Raw genomic sequence first — 19,998 nt, 5'->3', positions numbered from 1 at the left:
TTTGCCGTTTGGCCGCGATTTCATCGGCCTTGGGGATTGTGGGAAGAGGGCACGGCAGTTCCGGTTTGGTGCAGGGGATGCGGGCCTCGGTTGGTGCCGGGGATTTTTGCGTCAGGGGCATGATCGGAGTGATCATTGCCGCCCCATGCGAACACGGTCCGCCGGCAGGTCTTCCCGGTTTGCTGGAGAATATCATGGTTAGTTTCAAGAAATCCGTTTTGTGCGGCACCGCGCTTTCGGCCATCGCTTTCGCATTGCCGGCTCAGGCCCAGATCACGATCGGCGGCGATCCGATCGAAGTGACCGATGGCGGCGTGCAGGACACCGAGAATAACGGCGGCGTGCTCGACACGAATGGCGCGAATATCCGCACCGATGGAGGCATCATCCGTACGGGCGGCGGGATCATCCGCACCGAAGGCGGGGCGGTGTTCACCGGTGGCGGCGGCGTGCGCACCGGCGGCGGCGACATCACCACCACGGGCGGCACGCTGATCACCGGCGGCGGCGCAGTGCGCACAGGCGGCGGCGGCGTGATTACCGCAGGCGGCAATATCCGCACCGAAGGCGGCGATGTGAATACCGGCGGCGGCGATGTGCTGGCGGGCGATGTCGACGCCAGCGGCGATGTGGTTGCCGGCGGTGCCGTGGTGGCCGGCGGTGATATGGTCGCTTTCGGGAATGGCGTCGTCGTGGGTGACGGCATTGTGGGCGGCAACAGCTTCGTATTCGGTGATGAAGTGGTTGCCGGCAACAATTTCGTGCTGGGCGACAATGTGGTGAACGGCAACAGTTTCGTCGACGGTGACGAAGTGGTGGCAGGCAACAGCTTTGTCGGCGGCGCCGTGATTGCAACCGACGGTTCGTTCGCGGGCGATGTCGTTGTGGCGGGCAATGTGACCGCGAGTGAAGTCAACACCGCCCGTATCAACGGCACTGGCGAGGATGGCGCACTGGTGCTGCATGGCGGCACCGCATCGACCACTGTCACGATCGACAATAACGGCATCCTGGTGGAAGATTCCACCAACGGACAGACTTTCGTTCTGGACAATGCAGGCAACGGCACCTTCGCGGGTAATGTCGCCGCGGTGGACGGCAACTTCTCCGGCGACGTGAATGTCGATGGCGCAGTGAACGGCGCGACGGGCAATTTCGGCGCGGTGAACACCAACACGGTGAACGCGGGGACGGTGAACGCGTCGGCCGCCAATCTCGGCACAGTGACTGCGGGCAGCATCGGCGCGAACAGCGTGTCGGCCACCACCGGCACCTTTGGCACGGTGAACGGCACCACCGCCAATATCAACACGGTCAATTCCAACACCGTGAACGCCAACACCGCCAATATCGGCACGGTCAATTCCAACGCCACCAATACCGGCACGCTGTCCACCACGGGCAGCGCCACGATTGGCGAGGATCTGGCGGTGTCGGGCAATACGGCGCTGACCGGCACGCTGTCGGTGGGCGGCGCGACCACCACCAACGGCATCACCAATACCGGCAATATCGCCACCACTACGCTGTCCACCACGGGCAATGCCTCGGTTGGCGGCGCGCTGGCGGTGACGGGGGCGACCACCACCAACGGCATCACCAACACCGGCAATATCGCCACCGGCACGCTGTCCACCACGGGCAGCGCCACGATTGGCGAGGATCTGGCGGTGGCGGGCAACATCACCTCGGCCGGCAATGTCGTGGCTTCGGGTGATATCTCCACCACCAATGGCGATATCGTGACGGTGAACGGCCAGGTTCAGGCCGGCTCCATCGTGATGAACAATGCGGGCCGCATTTCCGGCGTGGCAGCCGGCACCGCGGCAAGCGATGTGGCGACCTTCGGCCAGCTCACCAGCGCGGTGAATACGCTGAACGCCCGGATCGACCTGACCAATGCCCGCGTGACCGTGCTGGAAGGCGATATGCAGCGCGCCTTCCAGGGCGTGGCGATGGGCTTTGCGATGAACGCAGCCCCGCTCAACCTCGCCAATGGCGAAGGCGGCATCTCGGTCGGCGCAGGCACGTTCGAAGGCGAATATGCCGGTGCCATCCGCGCGCAGTTCGTCACCGAAAGCGGCTTTGGTCTGGGCGCCAATGTCGGCTTCTCGGAAAACGCCGTGGGCGGCGGCGTGGGCGCCAGCATCAAGTTCTGACGCGCAACTGTCGGAACAATGCAACACAGGTCGGCGGTCTTGCTTCGGCAGGGCCGCCGATCGGCGTTTGGCCATTGTGCATCGCGGCAAGAGCGATAACCTTGCCGCCTCAGCCAGACAGGGGGCGACAGGTGACGCAGCGTTCGATGATTCTGGCCGCCGCTCTTGGCGCGGTCGGTGCCCTGATGGCCGTTCCCGTGGCCGCGCAGGCGCCCACGGCCGCCCAGCAGGCACGGGCCAATGCCGCGCTGGACGCCGCGCCTGTGTGGGACGGGCATAACGATCTGCCGTTCCAGTTGCGGCTGCGTTACCGCAATGTGATCGGCAATTTCGATTTCAACGATGGCACGAATGTGCCCCCTGCCGGGCAGAACGCCAATCCGCTGCAGACCGATGCACCGCGCCTGCGCCAAGGGCGGGTGGGGGCGCAGTTCTGGTCGGTCTATGTCCCCGCCAGTATGCCCGATCCGCAAGCCGTGGTGGCCACGATCGAACAGATTGATGTGACCAAGCGGCTGATCGCCCGCTATCCCGACATTCTGGCCTTTGCCACCACGGCGGACGAGGTGGAGGCGGCCATGCGGCGCGGGCGCATTGCCTCGCTTCTGGGGGCTGAAGGCGGCAGTTCGATCGGCAACAGCCTGGCGGTGCTGCGCCAGATGTATGATCTGGGCGTGCGTTACCTGACGCTGGCCCATTCGCGCACGCTGGACTGGGTGGACAGCGCCACCGACACCCCGCGCCACGGTGGCCTCAACGAATTCGGCGTGCAGGTGGTGCGCGAAATGGCGCGCATGGGGATGCTGGTTGACCTGTCCCATGTGAGCGAGGAGGCGATGCACGACGCGATGACCGCGATCGGCGCGCCGGTCATCTTCAGCCATTCGGGCGCGCGCGCGGTGAACGGCCATGCACGCAACGTGCCCGACAGCGTGCTGGAACGCCTGCCGCAGGAAGGCGGTATCGTGATGGTTGTGGGCTATCCCGATTATCTGTCCGAGGTTCTGCGCCAGCATCTGGCCGCGCGCGCGGCGCAGCGGGCGCAGCTTGCCTCGCTGTGGCAAGGTCAGCCGCAGCGTGCGGCAGAGGAGCTGGCGGCATGGGATGCGGCCAATCCCGCCCCGCTTTCCACCATCGGGGAAATGGCCGACCATATCGACCATATCCGCCGCGTGGCCGGCATCGACCATATCGGCATTGGCGGCGATTACGACGGGATGCCGACCGGGCCGGTGGGGATGGAGGATGTTTCAGGCTATCCCGCACTGTTTGCCGAGCTGGCGCGCCGCGGATATTCGCGCGCCGACATGGAAAAGATTGCCAGCCGCAACATGATGCGCGTGCTGCGCGAAGCGGAAGCCTATGCCGCCAGCCAGCGCGGCATGGCCCCGATCGAGACGCCGATCAACTGAGCGCCGGGATCAGCCACACCACCGACATGGCGACCACCGCCAGCGTCAGGCTGATGCCCAGCACCCAGCGCATGATGCCGGTGCTCTCGCCTGCACGGGCTTCTTCGGTCTCGATATGCACTTCGTCTCCGCGGCGTTCCATCGCGCGCTCCTGTCATTAGCCTTGGTTATACCAAACCTACGGACAGAAGCGGCGATGGTTCCGCGCGGGCGCGGGTCAATGCGGATCGATGCGCGACAGCGTCCGCAGGAAGAAGGCCGTGGACCAGCCCAGCAGGATCACGCCCAATATGCTTTCAAACGCGCCAACCAGCCGCCATTCGGGCAGGATCTGCGCATCCGAATAGCCGACAGTGGAATAGCTGATGGTGGAAAAATACAGCGCTTCCTCCAGCCCGCCGGTCACCGCGCCGATGCCGATATAGGCAAAGGCGTAGAGCCAGATTTCCAGGCCGTGCAGCACGATGATCGCCACCACCACACTCAGGGTGAACAGCGCCCCGCGGGGGGATAGCGGGTCCATGTGCCTGAACCGTTCGGTCGATGCTTCGCTGCGCATCCACCGGCTGAGGCCGAACAGGCCCGCCCCGTGCACGGCCACGCACAGCACCACCATGACCGCAGAGACCAGAAAATCGTTGATCAGATCGGTTATCAGCGGTGTCGGCATATATGTTCCTCTCTCCCGCTGATACCGTGGCTCAATCGCGCAGCAGGTCGTTGATGCCGGTCTTGGAACGGGTCTGCGCGTCCACCGTCTTGACGATGACAGCGCAATAGAGGCTGGGGCCGGGGGTGCCATCGGGCAGTGGCTTGCCGGGCATGGAGCCGGGCACCACCACCGAATAAGGCGGGACATAACCCATATGCACCTCGCCTGTGTTGCGGTCGACGATCTTGGTCGATGCGCCGATGAACACGCCCATCGACAGCACCGCGCCTTCCCCCACGCGCACGCCTTCCACCACTTCGCTGCGCGCGCCGATGAAGCAGCCGTCCTCGATCACCACGGGGCCGGCCTGTAGCGGTTCCAGCACGCCGCCAATGCCCACGCCGCCCGAGAGATGCACATTCTTGCCGATTTGCGCGCAGGAACCGACCGTGGCCCAGGTATCGACCATGCTGCCTTCGCCCACATAGGCGCCGATATTGATGAAGCTGGGCATCACTACCACATTGCGGCCGATAAAACTGCCGCGCCGCACCGCTGCGCCCGGCACGATACGGAAACCGCCGCTGCGGAACTGTTCCGCGCCCCATCCGGCGAACTTGGATGGCACCTTGTCAAAGGCGGGCGCGCCGGCTGCGCCGCCTGCAATCACCTCGTTGTCGTTCAGGCGGAAGGACAGCAGCACCGCCTTCTTCAGCCACTGGTTCACCTGCCATCCGCCCGCGCCATCCGGCTCTGCCACGCGCGCCGCGCCGGAATCGAGCAGCGCCAGCGCCGCCTCCACCACTTCGCGCACATCCGCGCTGGCCGGGGTGACGCTGTCGCGTGCATCCCATGCCTGTTCGATGGCTCGTTCCAGATCGCCGCTCATGGCCTCAATTCCCTTCTCTGTCCGCGTGTGCAGCGCGGCTAGCCTGCATGGCGGCGGTGGGCAAGGGGTGAGGGGCACGGGAGGAGGGGCAAGGGAGGAGGGGCAAAGGGCGAAGCGCAGCCATGGCGCCTGTTGATGGGTCTGCCGCATGGACAGGTTCAGGAAAAATTGGGACATGAGGCATAAGCCCACCGGATGCGCGACAATCCGTTCCGATCCGCCAAGGACAAGTGATGACTGCTCCAACCGCCCGGCCCCTGCGCTATCGCTGCCTGTTGCTGCTCACGGCCTGCGCCATGCTGGCATCCTGCGGGGGAGGGACGCGGCCCGGCACCATTCCGCCGCCGCCCCCCGCGCCTACGCCTACACCTACACCCACGCCAACCCCGACGCCAACCCCCACACCTGCACCCACGCCGACGCCGACCCCGACGCCGACCGCATTTCCGCAGGTCGCCGTTCCCACGGCTTACAATACGGCCGAATTCCGCCAGTCCACCGGGCCGCGCCAGCACAACGCGCATATCGCCTGGACGGGCGGGCACAGCGGCAGTGGGGTGACCATCGCGGTGATCGATACCGGGATCGACAGCGACAGCCCCGAATTCGCCGGGCGCATTTCGCCCGATTCGATCGACCTGTATGCCTCGCGCAATTCGATCGACGGCAAGGATGACCACGGCACCAGCGTTGCCATGATTGCGGCCGCCGCGCGTGACGGAACCGGCATTCTGGGCATGGCCTGGGGCGCCACGATCATGGCGATCCGCGGGGACGAGCCGGGCAGTTGCACCGCCGACAACCCTTCTTCCGCCGATGATTGCGCCTTTCTGGATGACGATGTGGCGCGTGGCATTGACCATGCGGTCGCGCGCGGGGCCAAGGTCATCAATATCTCGCTGGGCGGCGGCAGCGGCGCCAGCGCCGCGCTGCAACAGGCGGTGCGCGATGCCGCCGCGGCAGGGGTGCTGGTGGTGATCGCGGCGGGCAATGAAGGGCGAAGTTCGCTCGACAATTTCGCCAGGCAGATGCTGGCGGCGGGCGATGGCGCGGTGCTGGTAGTGGGGGCGGTGACGGAAACCTACCGCATGGCCAGCTATTCGAACAAGCCGGGCAGCGACGGGGCGTTCTATCTGGCGGCGCGCGGCGACCGGGTGTGCTGCACCTATGTCGACGGGCAATTGCTGGTCGAAGGCAGTTCGGTGTTCGTCGTATCGGGCACCAGCTTTGCCGCGCCGCAAGTGGCGGGCGCGGCGGCGCTGCTGGCATCGGCCTTTCCCAATCTGACCGGGCAGCAACTGGCCGATATTCTGCTGCGCAGCGCATTTGACGCAGGTGCCACGGGCACCGATGCAGTGTTCGGGCGGGGTATCCTCGACATCAACCGGGCGTTCCAGCCGCTGGGCACGACCACCGTGGCAGGTGGATCGGGCACGCTGCAACTGGGCGCGGCGGGCGGCACGCTCTCGCCCGCCATGGGCGATGCGGCGGCTGCGGCGGCGCTTACCACGCTGATTCTGGACGAATATGCCCGCGCTTTCGAGGCGGATCTTGGCGGCACCTTCCGTTCCTCGCCTGCGCGCAATGTGCTGCACGGCGCGCTGGCAGGGCAGCACCGCCATCTGGGCGGGGCAAATGCGGCGGTGGCGGTGTCCTTCACCGTGGATGGCGCGGCGCAACCTGAAGCGCTCTCGCTCACGCCGGGTGAAGCGCAGCAGGCGCGCGTGCTGGCCGCGCGCGCGGTTCTGAACCTGTCCGCCGATACACAGGCAGGCTTTGCCTATGCGCAAGGGGCCGACGGGCTGGTGGCGCAATTGCGGGGGCAGGATCGGCCTGCGTTCCTCATCGCCGGATCGACGCTGGGCGACAGCGGCGGCTGGCAGGCGACCCATGCGGCGATTGCGCTGCGCCACCGGCTGGGCGCGTGGGGCCTGACGGTTTCTGCCCAGAATGGCGAGGCATGGGTGAGCGCGCCTGCGCGCCACGCGGCGGCATTGCGGGGGCAGGGCGAGCCGGGCAAGGTGGCGCAACTGGGCCTCTCGCTCGACCGGCGGCTGGGCGATGTGGAAGGCGCGCTGGGCCTCACCTGGATGGGCGAGGACGCGGGCCTTTTGGGCGCGACATTCCAGCCCGGTCTGGGGCTGGCGGGGGCCGACAGCCTGTTTGCCGATCTGGCGCTGGGCTGGCAGATGGCCCCCGGCTGGCGGCTGGGCGGCAGTTTCCGCCAGGGCTTCACCACCGCGCGGCAAAGCCTGGTGGTGGCGGGCGGATCGCAGGCGGTCACGCGCGGCTTTGCATTGGATGTGGAGCGGCGCGGCCTGTTTCAGGCGGATGACGCGCTGGCTTTCCGGTTATCGCAGCCCTTGCGGGTGGAAAGCGGGCGGCTGGCCCTCGCGCTGCCCACGGCTTGGGATTACGCCAGCTTGAGCGCCACGCGGCAGGTGCAATGGCTGAACCTGGCGCCTTCGGGGCGCGAATGGGATGCCGAACTGGCATGGCGTGGCAGGCTGGCGGGAGGCTGGACTTCGGCCAGCCTGTTCTGGCGACGCGATCCGGGCCACATTGCGGATGCGCCCGACGATGCCGGGGCCGCGCTGCGCTGGAGCCGGGGGTTCTAGGATCAGGCCATCAGGCCGCGCGTAAAGTCCACAAGGCCGGTCTGACGGGTGCGCTTCAGCCGTTCGGCGGCAAGGATGGTCTGCACCTTGGCGAAGCAATCGTCGATTACATCGTTCACCACGACATAATCATATTCGCTCCAGTGGCTCATTTCCGCGCGGGCCCGCTCCATGCGGCCGCGCACCACCTCTTCCGCATCGGTGCCGCGCCCGCGCAGGCGGCTTTCCAGTTCCGCCAGCGAAGGCGGCAGCAGGAATACGGTGACGACATCGGACCCGGCGGCCTGCGCCAATTGCTGCGCGCCCTGCCAATCGACATCGAACAGGTAATCCTGCCCTTCGCCAAGCCCTGCGGAAACCTGTGCGCGCGGCGTGCCATACAGATTGCCGAACACCTCCGCCCATTCGAGGAAGGCGCCGGCATCCACCATCTGGCGAAAGGACGGCACATCGGTGAAATGGTAGTCGCGCCCATCCACTTCGCCGGGGCGGATCGGGCGGGTGGTGACCGATACCGACATGGTCAGCGAAGCGCCCTCGGCCTCCAGCAATTTGCGCGAGATCGTGGTTTTCCCTGCGCCCGAGGGGGAGGAGAGGATCAGCATCAGCCCGCGCCGGGGCAGGGCAAGGGGCGCGCGTTCGGCAGGAGCGGGTGAATCGGTCATGCGCGCACTTGCCGTGGTTCGGCGGTGCTTTTCAAGTGCGCTCTGCCCTGTTCAGTCCCTGGCCTGCTTTCCCGCACGCTTCGCGCGGCCGCGCTTGTAGAGCGTATGCGCCAGCATCCCTGCCCCCACCAGCGCCGCGCCGGGAACCGATCGCGTGGCGATGCGCAGCGCGATCACCCCGGCAATGCGCGCGGGAAGCGAAGGCTTGGAGGCAGGATGTTCGCCGGACTTGCCGCGTGGCTTGGCCGGGGGAAGGATTCCCAGCTTGCGCGCAATGAACCGGTGCGCCACTTCGCTGCGCATCATGCGGGTGAGGGCGATGATCACCGCATCGGCCAGCAGCAGCTTGAGCACCGGATTCGACGCCAGATTTTCGGCAGGGTCGGTCGCACTGTCCTGAGCAGCTGCCGGCATCTTTTTCGGGCCTTTGGCAGCCGACCGCTTTGTGCGTGGCCAGGCCATGCCGCAGCCGCCCTATTTCTTCCGGCCGAAATCGACCGTGACGACATTGGACCCGTCTTCGGCCACGGCGGGCTTGGCATCGCCGCCATTGCTGTCGTTCTCGCCGGGATCGTGATCGGCGGGTTCCACTTCGTCCGCCGCCTGGAATTGCAGCCCGAAATCCACCGCCGGATCGACGAAAGCGGTGATCGCGGCAAAGGGGATGACAAGTTCCGCCGGACGCTGGTTGAACGAAAGACCCACCGAAAAGCCGGTGTCGCCCACTTTCAGATCCCAGAACTTGTTCTGCAGCACGATGGTCATCTCGTCCGGGAAACGTTCCTTCAGATCGGCGCGCAGTTGCACGCCGGGGGCGTGGGTCTTGAAGGTGATGTAGAAATGATGCGCACCGGGCAGCACGCCGCCCGCGGCCTCCACCTCGCCCAGCACGCGGCCAACCACCGCGCGCAGCGCCTCCTGCACGATTTCGTCATAGGGGATCAGGCTGTCGGGCGTGTCATTGCTCATAATCTGGCTAGGTGACTGTGACAGCGCGCTTGGTCAAGGCGCAAAGCGCATTTCTGCCATGTGCAAATCCTTGCATGGGCCGCTTTCGTGCCTATAGGCGTTGCCCATGAGAACCGGACGGATAGAGCGCAAGACGGCCGAGACCGAAATCCTCGTCGAGGTGAACCTCGACGGGACGGGAAAATATGACATTTCCACCGGGATCGGCTTTCTCGACCACATGATCGAGCAATTCAGCCGCCATTCGCTGATCGATGTGACGCTGAAGGTGAAGGGCGACCTTCACGTCGACCAGCACCACACGACCGAGGACAGCGGCATTGCGCTGGGCCAGGCGCTTGCCGCCGCGCTGGGCGACAAGGCGGGCATTGGCCGTTATGGCGAGGCGCATTCGCCCATGGACGAAACGCTGGTGCGCGTGGTGCTCGACATTTCGGGCCGCCCATACCTCGTCTGGAAAGTGCGCTTCACGCAGGAAAAGCTGGGCGAGCTTGATACCGAACTGATCGACCACTGGTTCCATTCGGTGGCGCAGGCGGCGGGGCTGACGCTGCATATCCAGCAGCTTTACGGCACCAACAACCACCATATCTGCGAAGGCGTGTTCAAGGGCTTTGCCCGCGCCATGCGCAGCGCGGTGGAACTGGACGCGCGCAAGGGCAGCGCCGTGCCCAGCACAAAGGGGCAGTTGGGAGGCTGAATGTTCATCTTCTCGCTCTCCTATGCCGCCCCACTTGATGAGGTGGACGCGCTGCTGCCCGATCATCTCGCCTGGCTGAATGCGGGGCGCGAAGCGGGCATATTGCTGGCCTGGGGGCGCAAGCGGCCGCGCAGCGGCGGCATGATTTTCGCAAGGGCAGGCTCCCGCGAAGAGGCCGAGGCGCTGGCGGCATCCGATCCCTTCATCAAGGGCGGCGTTGCCACGGTGGAAGTCATCGAATTTGTCGCCAGCCATGCCGCGCCGGGGCTGGAAGCGCTGCTGAAATGATGGGGCTGAAATGACTATCGCGCTGATCGATTACGGCGCGGGCAATCTCCATTCGGTGCACAACGCGCTGAAGGCGGCAGGCGCCGTGGATGTGGCGGTCACCGCCGATCCCGCCGTGGTGCACCGGGCGGAACGGATCGTGCTGCCCGGTGTCGGCGCCTTCGGGGCCTGCGCGGCGGGGCTGTGGGCCATTCCCGGCATGGTCGAGGCGCTGGAAAGCCAAGTGATCGGCACGGGCGTGCCGTTTCTTGGCATTTGCGTCGGGATGCAGCTTCTCGCCACGCGCGGGCTGGAACATGGCGAGACGCCGGGGCTTGGCTGGATTGCCGGCGATGTAAAGCTGATCGAGCGGACCGACGCGCACATCAAGGTGCCGCATATGGGCTGGAACGATGTCGCGCCCACCAACCATCATGACGGCGCGGAATTGCTGGAAGCGGGCGAGGCCTATTTCCTCCACTCCTACCACTTCCAGCCCGATGAAGGCCGCCATGTCGCCGCGATGACCGATCACGGCGGCGGACTGGTGGCGGCGGTGGCGCGCGACAATATCCTTGGCGTGCAGTTCCACCCGGAAAAGAGCCAGCGCTATGGCCTCGATCTGCTCGCCCGCTTCCTCGATTGGAATCCGCAATGATTGTCTTTCCCGCGATTGACCTGAAAGCCGGGCAGGTGGTGCGCCTGTCCGAAGGCGATATGGCCCGCGCGACTGTCTATGGCGACAATCCGGCGGCACAGGCGCTGCTGTTTGCCGATGCCGGCGCGCAGCATCTGCACGTGGTTGACCTCGATGGCAGCTTTGCCGGACGCGCGGAGAACCGCGAGGCCGTTGAGGCCATCGTCGATGCCTTCCCCGGCTATGTGCAACTGGGCGGCGGCATCCGCACGCGCGAGGCGGTGGAAGGCTGGTTCGACCTTGGCGTGGCGCGCGTGGTGATGGGCAGCGCGGCGCTCAAAGACCCCGAATTCGTGAAGGACATGGCGCGCGAGTTTCCCGGCGGCATCGTGGTGGCGGTGGACGCGAAGGACGGCATGGTGGCAACCGAAGGCTGGGCCGAAGTGTCCGATGTGCCCGTGGTCGATCTGGCCCGCCGGTTCGAGGATGCGGGCGTTGCCAGCCTGCTGTTCACCGATATCGGCCGCGATGGCCTGCTCAAAGGCGTGAATATCGAGGCGACGGTGGACCTCGCCCGCCGGGTGGATCTGCCCGTGATCGCCAGCGGCGGGGTGAAGGGGCTGGACGATATCCGGATGCTGGCCCTTCATGCCCAGGACGGCATCGAGGGCGTGATTACGGGCCGCGCGATCTACGAAGGCAAGCTTGATCTTGCCACCGCGATTGCGATGGCGGGGAAGGTCTGATGACCGTCCGCATCCGCGTCATTCCCTGCCTGGATGTGGCCAATGGCCGCGTGGTCAAGGGCGTGAACTTTGTCGATCTGAAGGACGCCGGCGATCCGGTGGAGCAGGCGCAGGCCTATGACGCGGCGGGCGCGGATGAACTCTGCTTCCTCGACATTTCCGCCAGCCACGAAGGGCGCGGCACGCTGCTCGACATTGTTCGGCGCACGGCACAGGTGTGCTTCATGCCGCTGACCGTGGGTGGCGGAGTGCGCAGTGTAGAGGATGCCCGCGCGCTGTTGCTGGCGGGCGCGGACAAGGTGGCGGTGAACAGCGCCGCAGTCAGCCGCCCCGAAGTCGTCACCGACATTGCCGAGAAGATGGGCAGCCAGTGCGTGGTCGCATCCGTCGATGCGCGCTGGGTGCACGATCATTGGGAAATCTTCACCCATGGCGGCAGGCGGGAAACCGGGATCGACGCGGTGGAACACGCGATCAGGCTGGCGGAGCTGGGCGCAGGCGAACTGCTCGTCACCAGCATGGACGGCGACGGCACGCAAAAGGGTTATGACCTCAAACTCATCCGCACCATTGCCGATGCCGTATCGGTGCCGGTGGTGGCCAGCGGCGGCGTGGGCAATCTGCAACATCTGGTCGACGGGGTGGTGGAAGGCCATGCCAGCGCGGTGCTGGCGGCCAGCATCTTTCATTTCGGCACGCATACGATTGCCGAGGCGCACGCGGCGCTGCGCGCGGCGGGACTGCCTGCGCGCGGGTAGAACGCGCCATTAGGAAGTCTGGCGGCCTAAGTCCCAAAAATGGACGGTCAAACAAGCACATTTGCGGCGAATCGCCTGCTGTGCGCAAGGCTTGGCCCATGCTGGCCCGTATCCTTCTTGCCCTGTCCTTCGGTCTGGTTCTGATGGCTGCACCGGTCAATGCCATGGCAAATGTGGCGGCCCGCGCGGCGGCTGCGGTGCCCGAAGCGTCCAGCTTCACCCTGTTTGCGCTGGGCCTTGCGGGCCTGATGCTGGGGCGGCGGTTTTCCATGCGCAAGAAGGATGAGCCGCGCGACTAGGCGCATGGGGCGATTGCCCGGTTGACGGATGCCGCGCGGGAATCCATCCCTGCGCCGCATGGATATTCTCGACCACCTCGAACAGGTGATTGCGCAGCGCCGCAACGCCTCCCCCGATGAAAGCTATGTGGCCAAGCTGCACGCACGCGGCCTGCCGGTGATCGCGCGCAAGCTGGGCGAAGAAGGCGTGGAAGCCGCCGTCGCGCTGCTGTCGGGCGATGATGCGGAACTGGTGGGCGAAGCGGCGGACATCGTGTTTCACCTGCTGGTGGCGCTGAACGCGCGCGGCCTGGCGCTGGACGATGTGCGCGCCGAACTGGCGCGGCGCGAAGGCGTGTCGGGGTTGGCGGAGAAGGCATCGCGGGGAGAGGACTGATGGCGATTGACGCAACGCTGCCCTATGATCCGGGCAATATTTTTGCGAAAATCCTGCGCGGCGAAATCCCGTGCAAGCGGGTGTATGAGGACGAATGGGCGCTGGCCTTTCACGATATCGCCCCGCAGGCGCCCGTCCATGTGCTGGTGATCCCCAAGGGCGAATATGTCGCGTGGGACGATTTCTCCGCCCGTGCCAGCGCTGAGGAGATCGCCGGCTTCGTGCGCGCGGTGGGCCATGTGGCGCGCGAATTGGGGCTGGTGGAGCCGGGTTACCGCCTGCTCGCCAATCTGGGCGGCGATGGCGGGCAGGAAGTGCCGCACCTGCACGTGCATCTGTTCGGCGGCAGGCCGTTAGGCCGAATGATATCGGCCATCTGACCTAAAGATTTGCCCTGCGGCCTGAAATGCTTGCCCTGCGACTCGCTGCCCCGCTAAGGCCGGGGAATGAGCGGGGAATTGCAACCGGTTTCGGGCGTTATTGACGGTGCGCGGCACCTGTTCCCGGTGCGCGTCTATTACGAGGATACCGACCTGTCGGGCATCGTCTATCACGCCAATTACCTGAAATATGCCGAACGCGCCCGGTCTGATCTGCTGCGCCTGCTGGGCGTGGATCAGCGCGCGGCGCAGGAAGCGGGCGAGGGGCATTATGCCGTGGCCGAGGCGCATATCCATTTTCGCGCGCCTGCAAGGCTGGACGATTCATTGACCGTTCAAACACGCGTTGCTGAGATGGGCGCTGCCAGCGTCCGGCTGGTTCAGCGCGTTGCACGGGGCAGCGACGTGCTGGCAGATTTAACCATTCGTGTGGGCTTTGTCGGCCCTAATGGCCGCCCCCGCCGTCAGCCTGAAGCCTGGCGCGCGGCGTTTGAGAGTTTTGCTGGGAAAGAGACTGCATGACGATGATCGACCTTCTTGCCGCTGCCAGTGCCGACGCGGGAACCATCGCGCCCACAAGGCTTGATCCGATCGAGCTGTTCCTCATGGCCGATATCGTGGTGCAGTCGGTGATGGTGGGCCTGCTGCTGGCTTCGGTGTGGGTCTGGATGATCATCGTCTCCTTCTCGATGCGCATGGGCAAACTGGGCAAGGCGACGGCCGCGTTCGAAACCGAATTCTGGCAGGCTGACGATCCCGAAACGCTGATTGCGCGTTCGAAGGGCGACATTCCGGCGGGCCGGGTGGCGGGGGCGGGCCTCGCCGAATTCCGCCGCAGCGCCAAGAAGGGCATTCGCGACAAGAACGCCGCGCTGGCGCGCATTGCGCTCGCCATGGAAGGGCAGGTCGCGGCCGAGGCGGACAAGCTGTCCGAACGGCTGACCTTTCTCGCCTCCACCGGCGCGGTCGCCCCCTTTGTGGGCCTGTTCGGCACCGTCTGGGGCATTATGAACAGCTTCTTCCAGATCGGGCAGCAGAACAATTCCTCGCTTGCCGTGGTGGCGCCGGGCATTTCGGAGGCGCTGTTTGCCACCGCCATCGGCCTGTTCGCGGCCATTCCGGCGGTGATCGCGTATAACCGCTTCTCGACCGATGTGGGCCGGTTCGAAGCGCGCCTGCAACGCTTTGCCGACAAGGTGCACGCGCAGGTGAGCCGCGAGATGGAGGCCGGCTGACATGGCGATGAGCCTCAATACCGCAGGCGGGGGCGGGCGGCGCCGGGGCCGCTCCAGCCGCCGCGCGCCGATGGCGGACATCAATGTCACGCCCTTTGTCGATGTGATGCTGGTGCTGCTGATCATCTTCATGGTGACAGCGCCCATGCTGGCAACCGGTGTGCCCGTGGAACTGCCCGAAAGCCGCGCCAATGCGCTGGAACAGGAGCAGGACCAGATCACCATCTCCATCGACGCGGGCGGCACGATCTATCTGGGTGACAACGCGCTTGTCCCCGGCGATCTGCCGGTTGCGCTGGAACAGGTGGCCGCCAGCCGCACCACGCCCGAAATGCCGCTGGTCACGCTGCGCGCCGACCGGGCGCTGGATTACGGGCGGGTGATGGCGGTGATGGGCGAACTCAATCGCGCGGGCTTCAATTCGATTTCGCTGGTCACCAGCGGTTCAGCCGACGCTCCATAGCCTGACCGGAGCAAGGATCCCGATTGTGATGGCACCACTCGCCAACCTTACGCGCGAAGAACGCATCGGTCTGCTGGTGGCGGGCACGGCGCATATCGCGCTGGCGCTGGCGCTGGCGCTGCATAACAAGGCGGTGGAGCCGATCCGCCCGGCGGAGCGTATCACGGTGAGCCTGGCGGAAGATGTGGGGCTGGTGACGACCACGCGCGATCCCTCACCCGAAAGCGCCGCCGCGCTTGCCCCGGAACTCGCGCCCCTGCCCGAGCCCGAAGTGCTGCCTGCGCCGCCGCCATCTCCCGTGCCCAGCCCGGTGCAGACTGCGCGGCCGACGCCGACGCCCACCGCCACGCCCACCCGGCGCGCAACGCCGACGCCAACGCCCACGGCAACACCAACACGGCGCGCAACACCCACGCCGACACCCACCTCCACCCCGCGGCCCAGCCCGGCGCCCACGCAGCGCGCCACGCCTGCGCCCACCGCCACGCCGCGCGCCACGCCTGCGCCAACCGCCACCGCCACGCGCGCGGCAGGGAGCCGGGTGAGCCAGGATTTCCTGTCGGGCGTCAGCGACGGCGCGGGGACAAGCGGGCAGGCTGCACCCTTTGGCGCGGCAGAGCAGGCCGCGCTCAATGCCGCCGTCACGCGGCAATTGCGCCCGCACTGGTCCGCCCCGTCAGGGGTTGACGTGGAACTGCTTGTCACCATCATCGAATGGGAATTGAACGAGGATGGCACCTTGCGCGGCAACCCGGTGCTGGTGCAGCAATCGGGCATTACCGACAGCAACCGCCCGCAGGCCTCGCTTCATGCCGAACGCGCGATGCGCGCGGTCCGGCTCGCCGCTCCGTTCCGCCTTCCTGCTGACCATTACAGCAGGTGGCGCAAGCTTCGTTGGACATTCGACAGAAGGCTATGACCCATGCGTAATCCCGCCTCCGGTTTTCTTGCCGCCTTGCTGGTGCTGGCATTCGGCCCCGCGCCCGCGCTGGCGCAGGATGCAGCGCCGCCGCAAACCGAAGACGAGGTGCTGACCGGCACCGTTACCGACGATTCGGATTGGCAGGATCTGGGCATCGCGATCGCCAGCTTTGCCACCAATGCCGATGTGGCGACGCCGGCCAATGCCAATGGCACTGCCGCCTTGGGCCACGAGATTTCGCGCATCGTGTTCAACAATCTGCGCAATAATGGCCTGTTCCGCCCGGTTGGGCCGGATGCGCTGCCGCGCCCGACCTATCCGCAGATCACCAATCCGGCCTGGGCCACCTGGCGGGGGCGCAATGCCGAAATGCTGGTACAAGGCTATGTCCGTGCCAATTCTGACGGACGGCTGACGGTGGGCTGTTACTTGTACGACGTGGTCTTGCAGGATGAACTGGTGCGCGATGGCTGGGTGGTCGAGCCCGCCGACTGGCGCCGCGCCGCGCATCGCTGTTCAGACCTCATCTATTCGCGCCTGTCGGGCGAAAGCCCCTTCTTCGACAGCCGTATCGCCTATATCGCGGAAACGGGGCCCAAGGATAACCGGGTCAAGCGCCTCGCCATCATGGACAGCGACGGGGCCAATCACCGCTTCATTACCAACGGCCAGTCCACCGCGCTGACCCCGCGCTATTCGCCCGATTATTCGCGCATCGCCTACCTCTCCTATTCGGATGGCAACCCGCGCATCTATGTCTATGATCTAGGCACCGGACGGCAGACGCTGGTGACGCAGAGCGCCAACCCCACCTTCGCCCCGCGCTGGAGCCCGGATGGCCGCTATATCCTCTATTCGATGGCGGTGGCGGGCAATACCGACATCTACCGTGTGCCCTCCACCGGCGGCACTCCGCAGCGGCTGACCAGCAGCCCCAGCATCGAGGTGGGCGGCTCCTATTCGCCGGATGGCCGTTTCATTGTGTATGAAAGCGACCAGTCGGGCAGCCAGCAATGCTATATCATGAATGCCGATGGGTCGAACCAGCGGCGCATCAGCTTTTTTGGCGGGCGCTGCGCCACGCCGGAATGGAGCCCGCGCGGCGATCAGATCGCCTTTACCCACATTGTCGGCAATTTTCGCATCGCGGTGATGGACACCAATGGCCGCAATATGCGCCACCTGACCGATGCCTGGCATGATGAAGGCCCCACCTGGGCGCCCAATGGCCGCATCGTGCAGTTCTTCCGTACCGAAAGAAATTCCGGCGAAACAGCGATTTGGCAGGTTGACCTGACCGGGCGCAACGAACGCCGGCTGAATACGCCGGTTGGCGCATCCGATCCCGCCTGGGGGCCGGTTTTGCCATGAAGTTGCCGCATTTAGCCTGTCTTAACGGCGACAAGCCGTTGCTAATGAGCGACGAAGTGATTCTTGAACACTGCATAAAGAGGAGTCTGACATGAAAAAGATTGCCCTGTTCGGCGTTGTTGCAGCCGCTTTGACCGTATCGGCCTGCTCCAAGAATCGCGTGGAAGAACTGCCCCCGCCGCAGGAAGTGGCGCGTCCCACCACGCCGACCCCGACGCCCGCACCGGTCACCCCGGCTGGCCCGGCCGCTGGATCTCAGGCGCATTTCGCTGCCGCGATGAACGGGCGCGACGTGATCTATTTCGATACCGACCGCTTCAACATCGACAACGAAGACGCCGCCGCCCTGCGCGCGCAGGCCGATTACCTGCTGCAGCACACCGCCGCCCGCGCCACGATCGAAGGCCATGCGGACGAACGCGGCACGCGCGAATACAACCTCGCGCTGGGTGAGCGCCGTGCCAATGCGGCGAAGAACTACCTCGTCAGCCTGGGCGTGCCCGAAAGCCGCCTGCGCACTGTCAGCTATGGCGAGGAACGCCCGGTGGCCACCGCTTCGAACGAGCAGGCCTGGGCGCGCAACCGCCGCGCGGTTACGATCATGGTCAACTGATCTAGCGGTTGATCAGGGCGGAAGCTGTCTGGCTTGCGCCATCAAGGGGCGCGCTGGCATAGGCTGGCGCGCCCTTTTCGTTCCCGCCAAGCCCGGTCAGCCCAAATCCTGTCAGTGGAGTGGCAAACAGGGCAAAAGCAGCCATGGCGAACACGCTGAACGCGGCGGAAACGGCCAGTTGCTTGCTCATGGGAAATACCTTGTCCTTGCTCTGACCCGCAGCAGATAGGCATTGGGTTTCGTATTGCAACCAGATTTGCGTCTTCAATTGTATCGCAGTCACACCGGCACGGCTTCCTGTCCTTTGTGCGGTGCAGCATGGCCTTTGGGCGGTTTCATCGCGCGGGCTGGACGGCTATAGGCAGCGGATGACAGCAGGATCGCTCAACTGATGGCGCGCGGCGGCCGGTCGATGGACTGGGGTTTTCCCCGCTGGCGTGGCTATGGCTCGTCGCGCGAGGCGGTGGAAGTGCGCCTGTGCGATCGGCATGGCTGCACCGAAAAGGGCGATTGCCCCGCGCCCAAAAGCCCCAACAGCCGCGATCGCTGGTATTTCTGCCAGGCGCATGCGGCTGAATACAACCGCAATTGGGACTATTTCCAGGGGCTCGACAAGGAAGAGGCCGAACAGCGCGCCCGCGCCGAAGCGCGCGACAATGCCGGTTATGCCGAGGCGCAGCATTACGGCTGGGGCGGCAGCGGCGATGGCACGCGCAGCCGCGACGAGCTGCGCGCGCTCGACGTGCTGGGGCTGGAAGTGGATGCCAGTTTCGAAGATGTGAAGAAGGCCTGGCGCGCGCGCGCCAAGGAATTGCATCCCGATGTCCGGCCCGGCGACGAGGAAGCGGCCAGGGCGTTTCAGGCGGTGCAGGTCGCCTATGAAGTGCTGCGCCAGGCCGAGGAGCGCCGCGAATGGCGCGGGTGAGCGCGCCTTAGGCAGAATTACGGAAACACCGGGGCAGACCTGCTTCACCCTGTTCGTTTACCACGCCCCGCGTCTGGGGATAGTTTCCGCATGATTGACGATCCACTTCTGGCCATCGCGCTGTTTCTGGGCGGCATGGCGGCTGCCGGCGTCCCGCTCGGCCTGCTGCTCAGGCAGGTGCGCCGGCACGCGGAGGCCCGCGCCGATCTGTTCGCCAACATCAGCCACGACATTCGCACCCCCATCAATGGCGTGATCGGCTTTGCCGATCTGCTGCGGCGGCAGGGCGCGCTGACGCCTGCGCAAGCCGCCAGCCTGGAACATATCGCGCAAAGCGGGCAGACGATGGTGCGTCTGCTCAACGACATTCTCGATTTCACCCGTGCCGAGGCGGGCCGGATGACGCTGGAACAGGGCGAGGTGCGCCTGCATGACGAACTTGCCTATTGCACCGCGATGTTCGCCCCGCGCGCTGCGGAAAAGGGGATTGCGCTCACCTGCACGATCGATCCCGCCGTGCCCGTGCTGATCGCGGGCGATGCGCTGCGGCTGCGGCAGGTGCTGCTCAACATCATTGGAAATGCGGTAAAGTTCACCGATTGCGGCCAAGTCCATGTGCAGGCCCGTGCGGAACCCGGCGTGCTGTCAACGCAGCTGTCGATCGAGGTGGCCGATACCGGCATCGGCATCGCGCCGGCGGCGATGCGGCATATCTTCCAACGCTACCGGCAAGCGGATGCCGGAATTGCGCGCAGTCATGGCGGCGCGGGGCTGGGTCTTGCCATCTGCGCGCAACTGGTGCGGCTGATGGACGGGTGGATCGATGCCGTGTCGCGCGAAGGCGCGGGATCGAGCTTCATCGTGCATCTGCCCGTGCGCGTGCTGGATCATCCGGCCGCGCCGCAGCGCCTGTGCGCGCCCCCTGATCGGCGCGCGGCATGA

The 19,998-nt window shown here is 65.7% G+C and carries 26 protein-coding genes; 19 read left to right on the top strand and 7 right to left on the bottom strand.

Features of this window, described 5'->3' with window-relative positions:
• Positions 1-194 precede the first annotated feature (194 nt).
• Both WFP44_RS06910 and WFP44_RS06905 read left to right on the top strand, forming a co-directional pair.
• Positions 195-2,159 (top strand): YadA family autotransporter adhesin, encoded by a 1,965-nt coding sequence (locus tag WFP44_RS06910; protein ID WP_336925693.1) that lies wholly within the window; start codon positions 195-197, stop codon positions 2,157-2,159.
• 146 nt (positions 2,160-2,305) lie between these two features.
• Complete coding sequence (locus WFP44_RS06905) at positions 2,306-3,571, top strand: dipeptidase (protein ID WP_377923069.1); 1,266 nt, start codon at positions 2,306-2,308, stop codon at positions 3,569-3,571.
• On the opposite strand, the gene WFP44_RS06900 is transcribed toward WFP44_RS06905, so the two are convergent.
• The 3 genes from WFP44_RS06900 to dapD all read right to left on the bottom strand — a co-directional run bounded on the left by WFP44_RS06900 (position 3,564) and on the right by dapD (position 5,112).
• Positions 3,564-3,713, bottom strand: coding sequence for a hypothetical protein (locus tag WFP44_RS06900; RefSeq protein ID WP_336925691.1), 150 nt, complete (start codon positions 3,711-3,713; stop codon positions 3,564-3,566). The two genes, WFP44_RS06905 and WFP44_RS06900, sit on opposite strands and share 8 nt — an antisense overlap.
• Before the next feature lie 75 nt (positions 3,714-3,788).
• The gene (locus tag WFP44_RS06895; RefSeq protein WP_336925690.1) at positions 3,789-4,241 is read right to left on the bottom strand and encodes an ion channel; all 453 of its coding nucleotides are present in this window, start codon (positions 4,239-4,241) and stop codon (positions 3,789-3,791) included.
• A gap of 31 nt (positions 4,242-4,272) precedes the next feature.
• A complete protein-coding gene (gene dapD / locus WFP44_RS06890; RefSeq protein ID WP_336925689.1) occupies positions 4,273-5,112 on the bottom strand; it encodes a 2,3,4,5-tetrahydropyridine-2,6-dicarboxylate N-succinyltransferase in 840 nt (279 codons plus the stop codon).
• Between the two features lie 233 nt (positions 5,113-5,345).
• On the opposite strand from dapD, the gene WFP44_RS06885 reads away from it, so the two are divergent.
• The gene (locus WFP44_RS06885; RefSeq protein ID WP_336925688.1) at positions 5,346-7,730 is read left to right on the top strand and encodes a S8 family serine peptidase; all 2,385 of its coding nucleotides are present in this window, start codon (positions 5,346-5,348) and stop codon (positions 7,728-7,730) included.
• Positions 7,731-7,732: 2 nt separating this feature from the next.
• Here WFP44_RS06885 and gmk read toward each other — a convergent pair whose 3' ends face one another.
• The 3 genes from gmk to WFP44_RS06870 are packed head-to-tail and all read right to left on the bottom strand — an operon-like array spanning position 7,733 to position 9,364.
• The gene (gmk, locus tag WFP44_RS06880; protein ID WP_336925686.1) at positions 7,733-8,395 is read right to left on the bottom strand and encodes a guanylate kinase; all 663 of its coding nucleotides are present in this window, start codon (positions 8,393-8,395) and stop codon (positions 7,733-7,735) included.
• A 51-nt stretch (positions 8,396-8,446) separates the two neighbouring features.
• Entirely contained in the window at positions 8,447-8,809 is a 363-nt protein-coding gene (locus WFP44_RS06875) for a hypothetical protein (RefSeq protein ID WP_336925684.1), read from the bottom strand.
• Positions 8,810-8,869: 60 nt separating this feature from the next.
• Positions 8,870-9,364 (bottom strand): SspB family protein, encoded by a 495-nt coding sequence (locus tag WFP44_RS06870; RefSeq protein ID WP_336925683.1) that lies wholly within the window; start codon positions 9,362-9,364, stop codon positions 8,870-8,872.
• A gap of 106 nt (positions 9,365-9,470) precedes the next feature.
• Between WFP44_RS06870 and hisB the strand changes: the two genes are divergently transcribed.
• The 14 genes from hisB (at position 9,471) to pal (ending at position 18,131) form a co-directional block, all read left to right on the top strand.
• Positions 9,471-10,064 carry an imidazoleglycerol-phosphate dehydratase HisB gene (hisB, locus tag WFP44_RS06865; RefSeq protein ID WP_336925682.1) on the top strand — a complete coding sequence of 198 codons (594 nt, stop codon included), beginning with the start codon at positions 9,471-9,473 and terminating at the stop codon, positions 10,062-10,064.
• A complete protein-coding gene (locus WFP44_RS06860) occupies positions 10,065-10,352 on the top strand; it encodes a YciI family protein (RefSeq protein ID WP_336925681.1) in 288 nt (95 codons plus the stop codon). It abuts the gene before it with no gap.
• Positions 10,353-10,362: 10 nt separating this feature from the next.
• Positions 10,363-10,989, top strand: coding sequence for an imidazole glycerol phosphate synthase subunit HisH (hisH, locus tag WFP44_RS06855; protein ID WP_336925680.1), 627 nt, complete (start codon positions 10,363-10,365; stop codon positions 10,987-10,989).
• Positions 10,986-11,714, top strand: a complete 729-nt coding sequence (gene hisA / locus WFP44_RS06850) for a 1-(5-phosphoribosyl)-5-[(5-phosphoribosylamino)methylideneamino]imidazole-4-carboxamide isomerase (protein ID WP_336925679.1) — start codon at positions 10,986-10,988, stop codon at positions 11,712-11,714. The genes hisH and hisA overlap by 4 nt, the downstream gene beginning before the upstream one ends.
• On the top strand, positions 11,714-12,472 hold the full coding sequence (gene hisF / locus WFP44_RS06845; RefSeq protein WP_336925678.1) for an imidazole glycerol phosphate synthase subunit HisF: 759 nt from the start codon (positions 11,714-11,716) through the stop codon (positions 12,470-12,472). Before hisA ends, hisF begins: the two co-directional genes overlap by 1 nt.
• Positions 12,473-12,570: 98 nt before the next feature.
• Complete coding sequence (locus tag WFP44_RS06840) at positions 12,571-12,771, top strand: PEP-CTERM sorting domain-containing protein (RefSeq protein WP_336925677.1); 201 nt, start codon at positions 12,571-12,573, stop codon at positions 12,769-12,771.
• A 58-nt stretch (positions 12,772-12,829) separates the two neighbouring features.
• Positions 12,830-13,147, top strand: a complete 318-nt coding sequence (locus WFP44_RS06835) for a phosphoribosyl-ATP diphosphatase (protein WP_336925676.1) — start codon at positions 12,830-12,832, stop codon at positions 13,145-13,147.
• The gene (locus WFP44_RS06830) at positions 13,147-13,527 is read left to right on the top strand and encodes a histidine triad nucleotide-binding protein (protein WP_336925675.1); all 381 of its coding nucleotides are present in this window, start codon (positions 13,147-13,149) and stop codon (positions 13,525-13,527) included. The genes WFP44_RS06835 and WFP44_RS06830 overlap by 1 nt, the downstream gene beginning before the upstream one ends.
• A gap of 66 nt (positions 13,528-13,593) precedes the next feature.
• Positions 13,594-14,049 carry a tol-pal system-associated acyl-CoA thioesterase gene (ybgC, locus tag WFP44_RS06825; protein WP_336925674.1) on the top strand — a complete coding sequence of 152 codons (456 nt, stop codon included), beginning with the start codon at positions 13,594-13,596 and terminating at the stop codon, positions 14,047-14,049.
• Positions 14,046-14,762, top strand: a complete 717-nt coding sequence (gene tolQ, locus WFP44_RS06820) for a protein TolQ (protein WP_336925673.1) — start codon at positions 14,046-14,048, stop codon at positions 14,760-14,762. The genes ybgC and tolQ overlap by 4 nt, the downstream gene beginning before the upstream one ends.
• 1 nt (position 14,763) lies before the next feature.
• Complete coding sequence (locus WFP44_RS06815; protein WP_336925672.1) at positions 14,764-15,225, top strand: ExbD/TolR family protein; 462 nt, start codon at positions 14,764-14,766, stop codon at positions 15,223-15,225.
• 25 nt (positions 15,226-15,250) lie between these two features.
• Positions 15,251-16,144, top strand: a complete 894-nt coding sequence (locus WFP44_RS06810; RefSeq protein WP_419716503.1) for an energy transducer TonB — start codon at positions 15,251-15,253, stop codon at positions 16,142-16,144.
• Positions 16,145-16,147: 3 nt separating this feature from the next.
• Positions 16,148-17,518: a Tol-Pal system beta propeller repeat protein TolB gene (gene tolB / locus WFP44_RS06805; RefSeq protein ID WP_336925671.1), complete on the top strand. Its 1,371-nt coding sequence runs from the start codon at positions 16,148-16,150 to the stop codon at positions 17,516-17,518.
• A 91-nt stretch (positions 17,519-17,609) separates the two neighbouring features.
• Complete coding sequence (gene pal / locus WFP44_RS06800) at positions 17,610-18,131, top strand: peptidoglycan-associated lipoprotein Pal (protein WP_336920098.1); 522 nt, start codon at positions 17,610-17,612, stop codon at positions 18,129-18,131.
• Position 18,132: 1 nt separating this feature from the next.
• Here the strand turns inward: pal and WFP44_RS06795 are convergent, their stop codons facing one another.
• Positions 18,133-18,321, bottom strand: a complete 189-nt coding sequence (locus WFP44_RS06795) for a hypothetical protein (RefSeq protein ID WP_336925670.1) — start codon at positions 18,319-18,321, stop codon at positions 18,133-18,135.
• Positions 18,322-18,522: 201 nt separating this feature from the next.
• On the opposite strand from WFP44_RS06795, the gene WFP44_RS06790 reads away from it, so the two are divergent.
• Entirely contained in the window at positions 18,523-19,056 is a 534-nt protein-coding gene (locus tag WFP44_RS06790) for a J domain-containing protein (protein WP_336925669.1), read from the top strand.
• A gap of 90 nt (positions 19,057-19,146) precedes the next feature.
• Positions 19,147-19,998, top strand: coding sequence for a sensor histidine kinase (locus tag WFP44_RS06785; RefSeq protein WP_336925668.1), 852 nt, complete (start codon positions 19,147-19,149; stop codon positions 19,996-19,998).

It is taken from the genome of Alteraurantiacibacter palmitatis (assembly GCF_037154115.1).
Classification (GTDB): Bacteria; Pseudomonadota; Alphaproteobacteria; order Sphingomonadales; family Sphingomonadaceae; genus Alteraurantiacibacter; species Alteraurantiacibacter palmitatis.
This window is presented reverse-complemented; position numbering and strand designations above follow the sequence as displayed.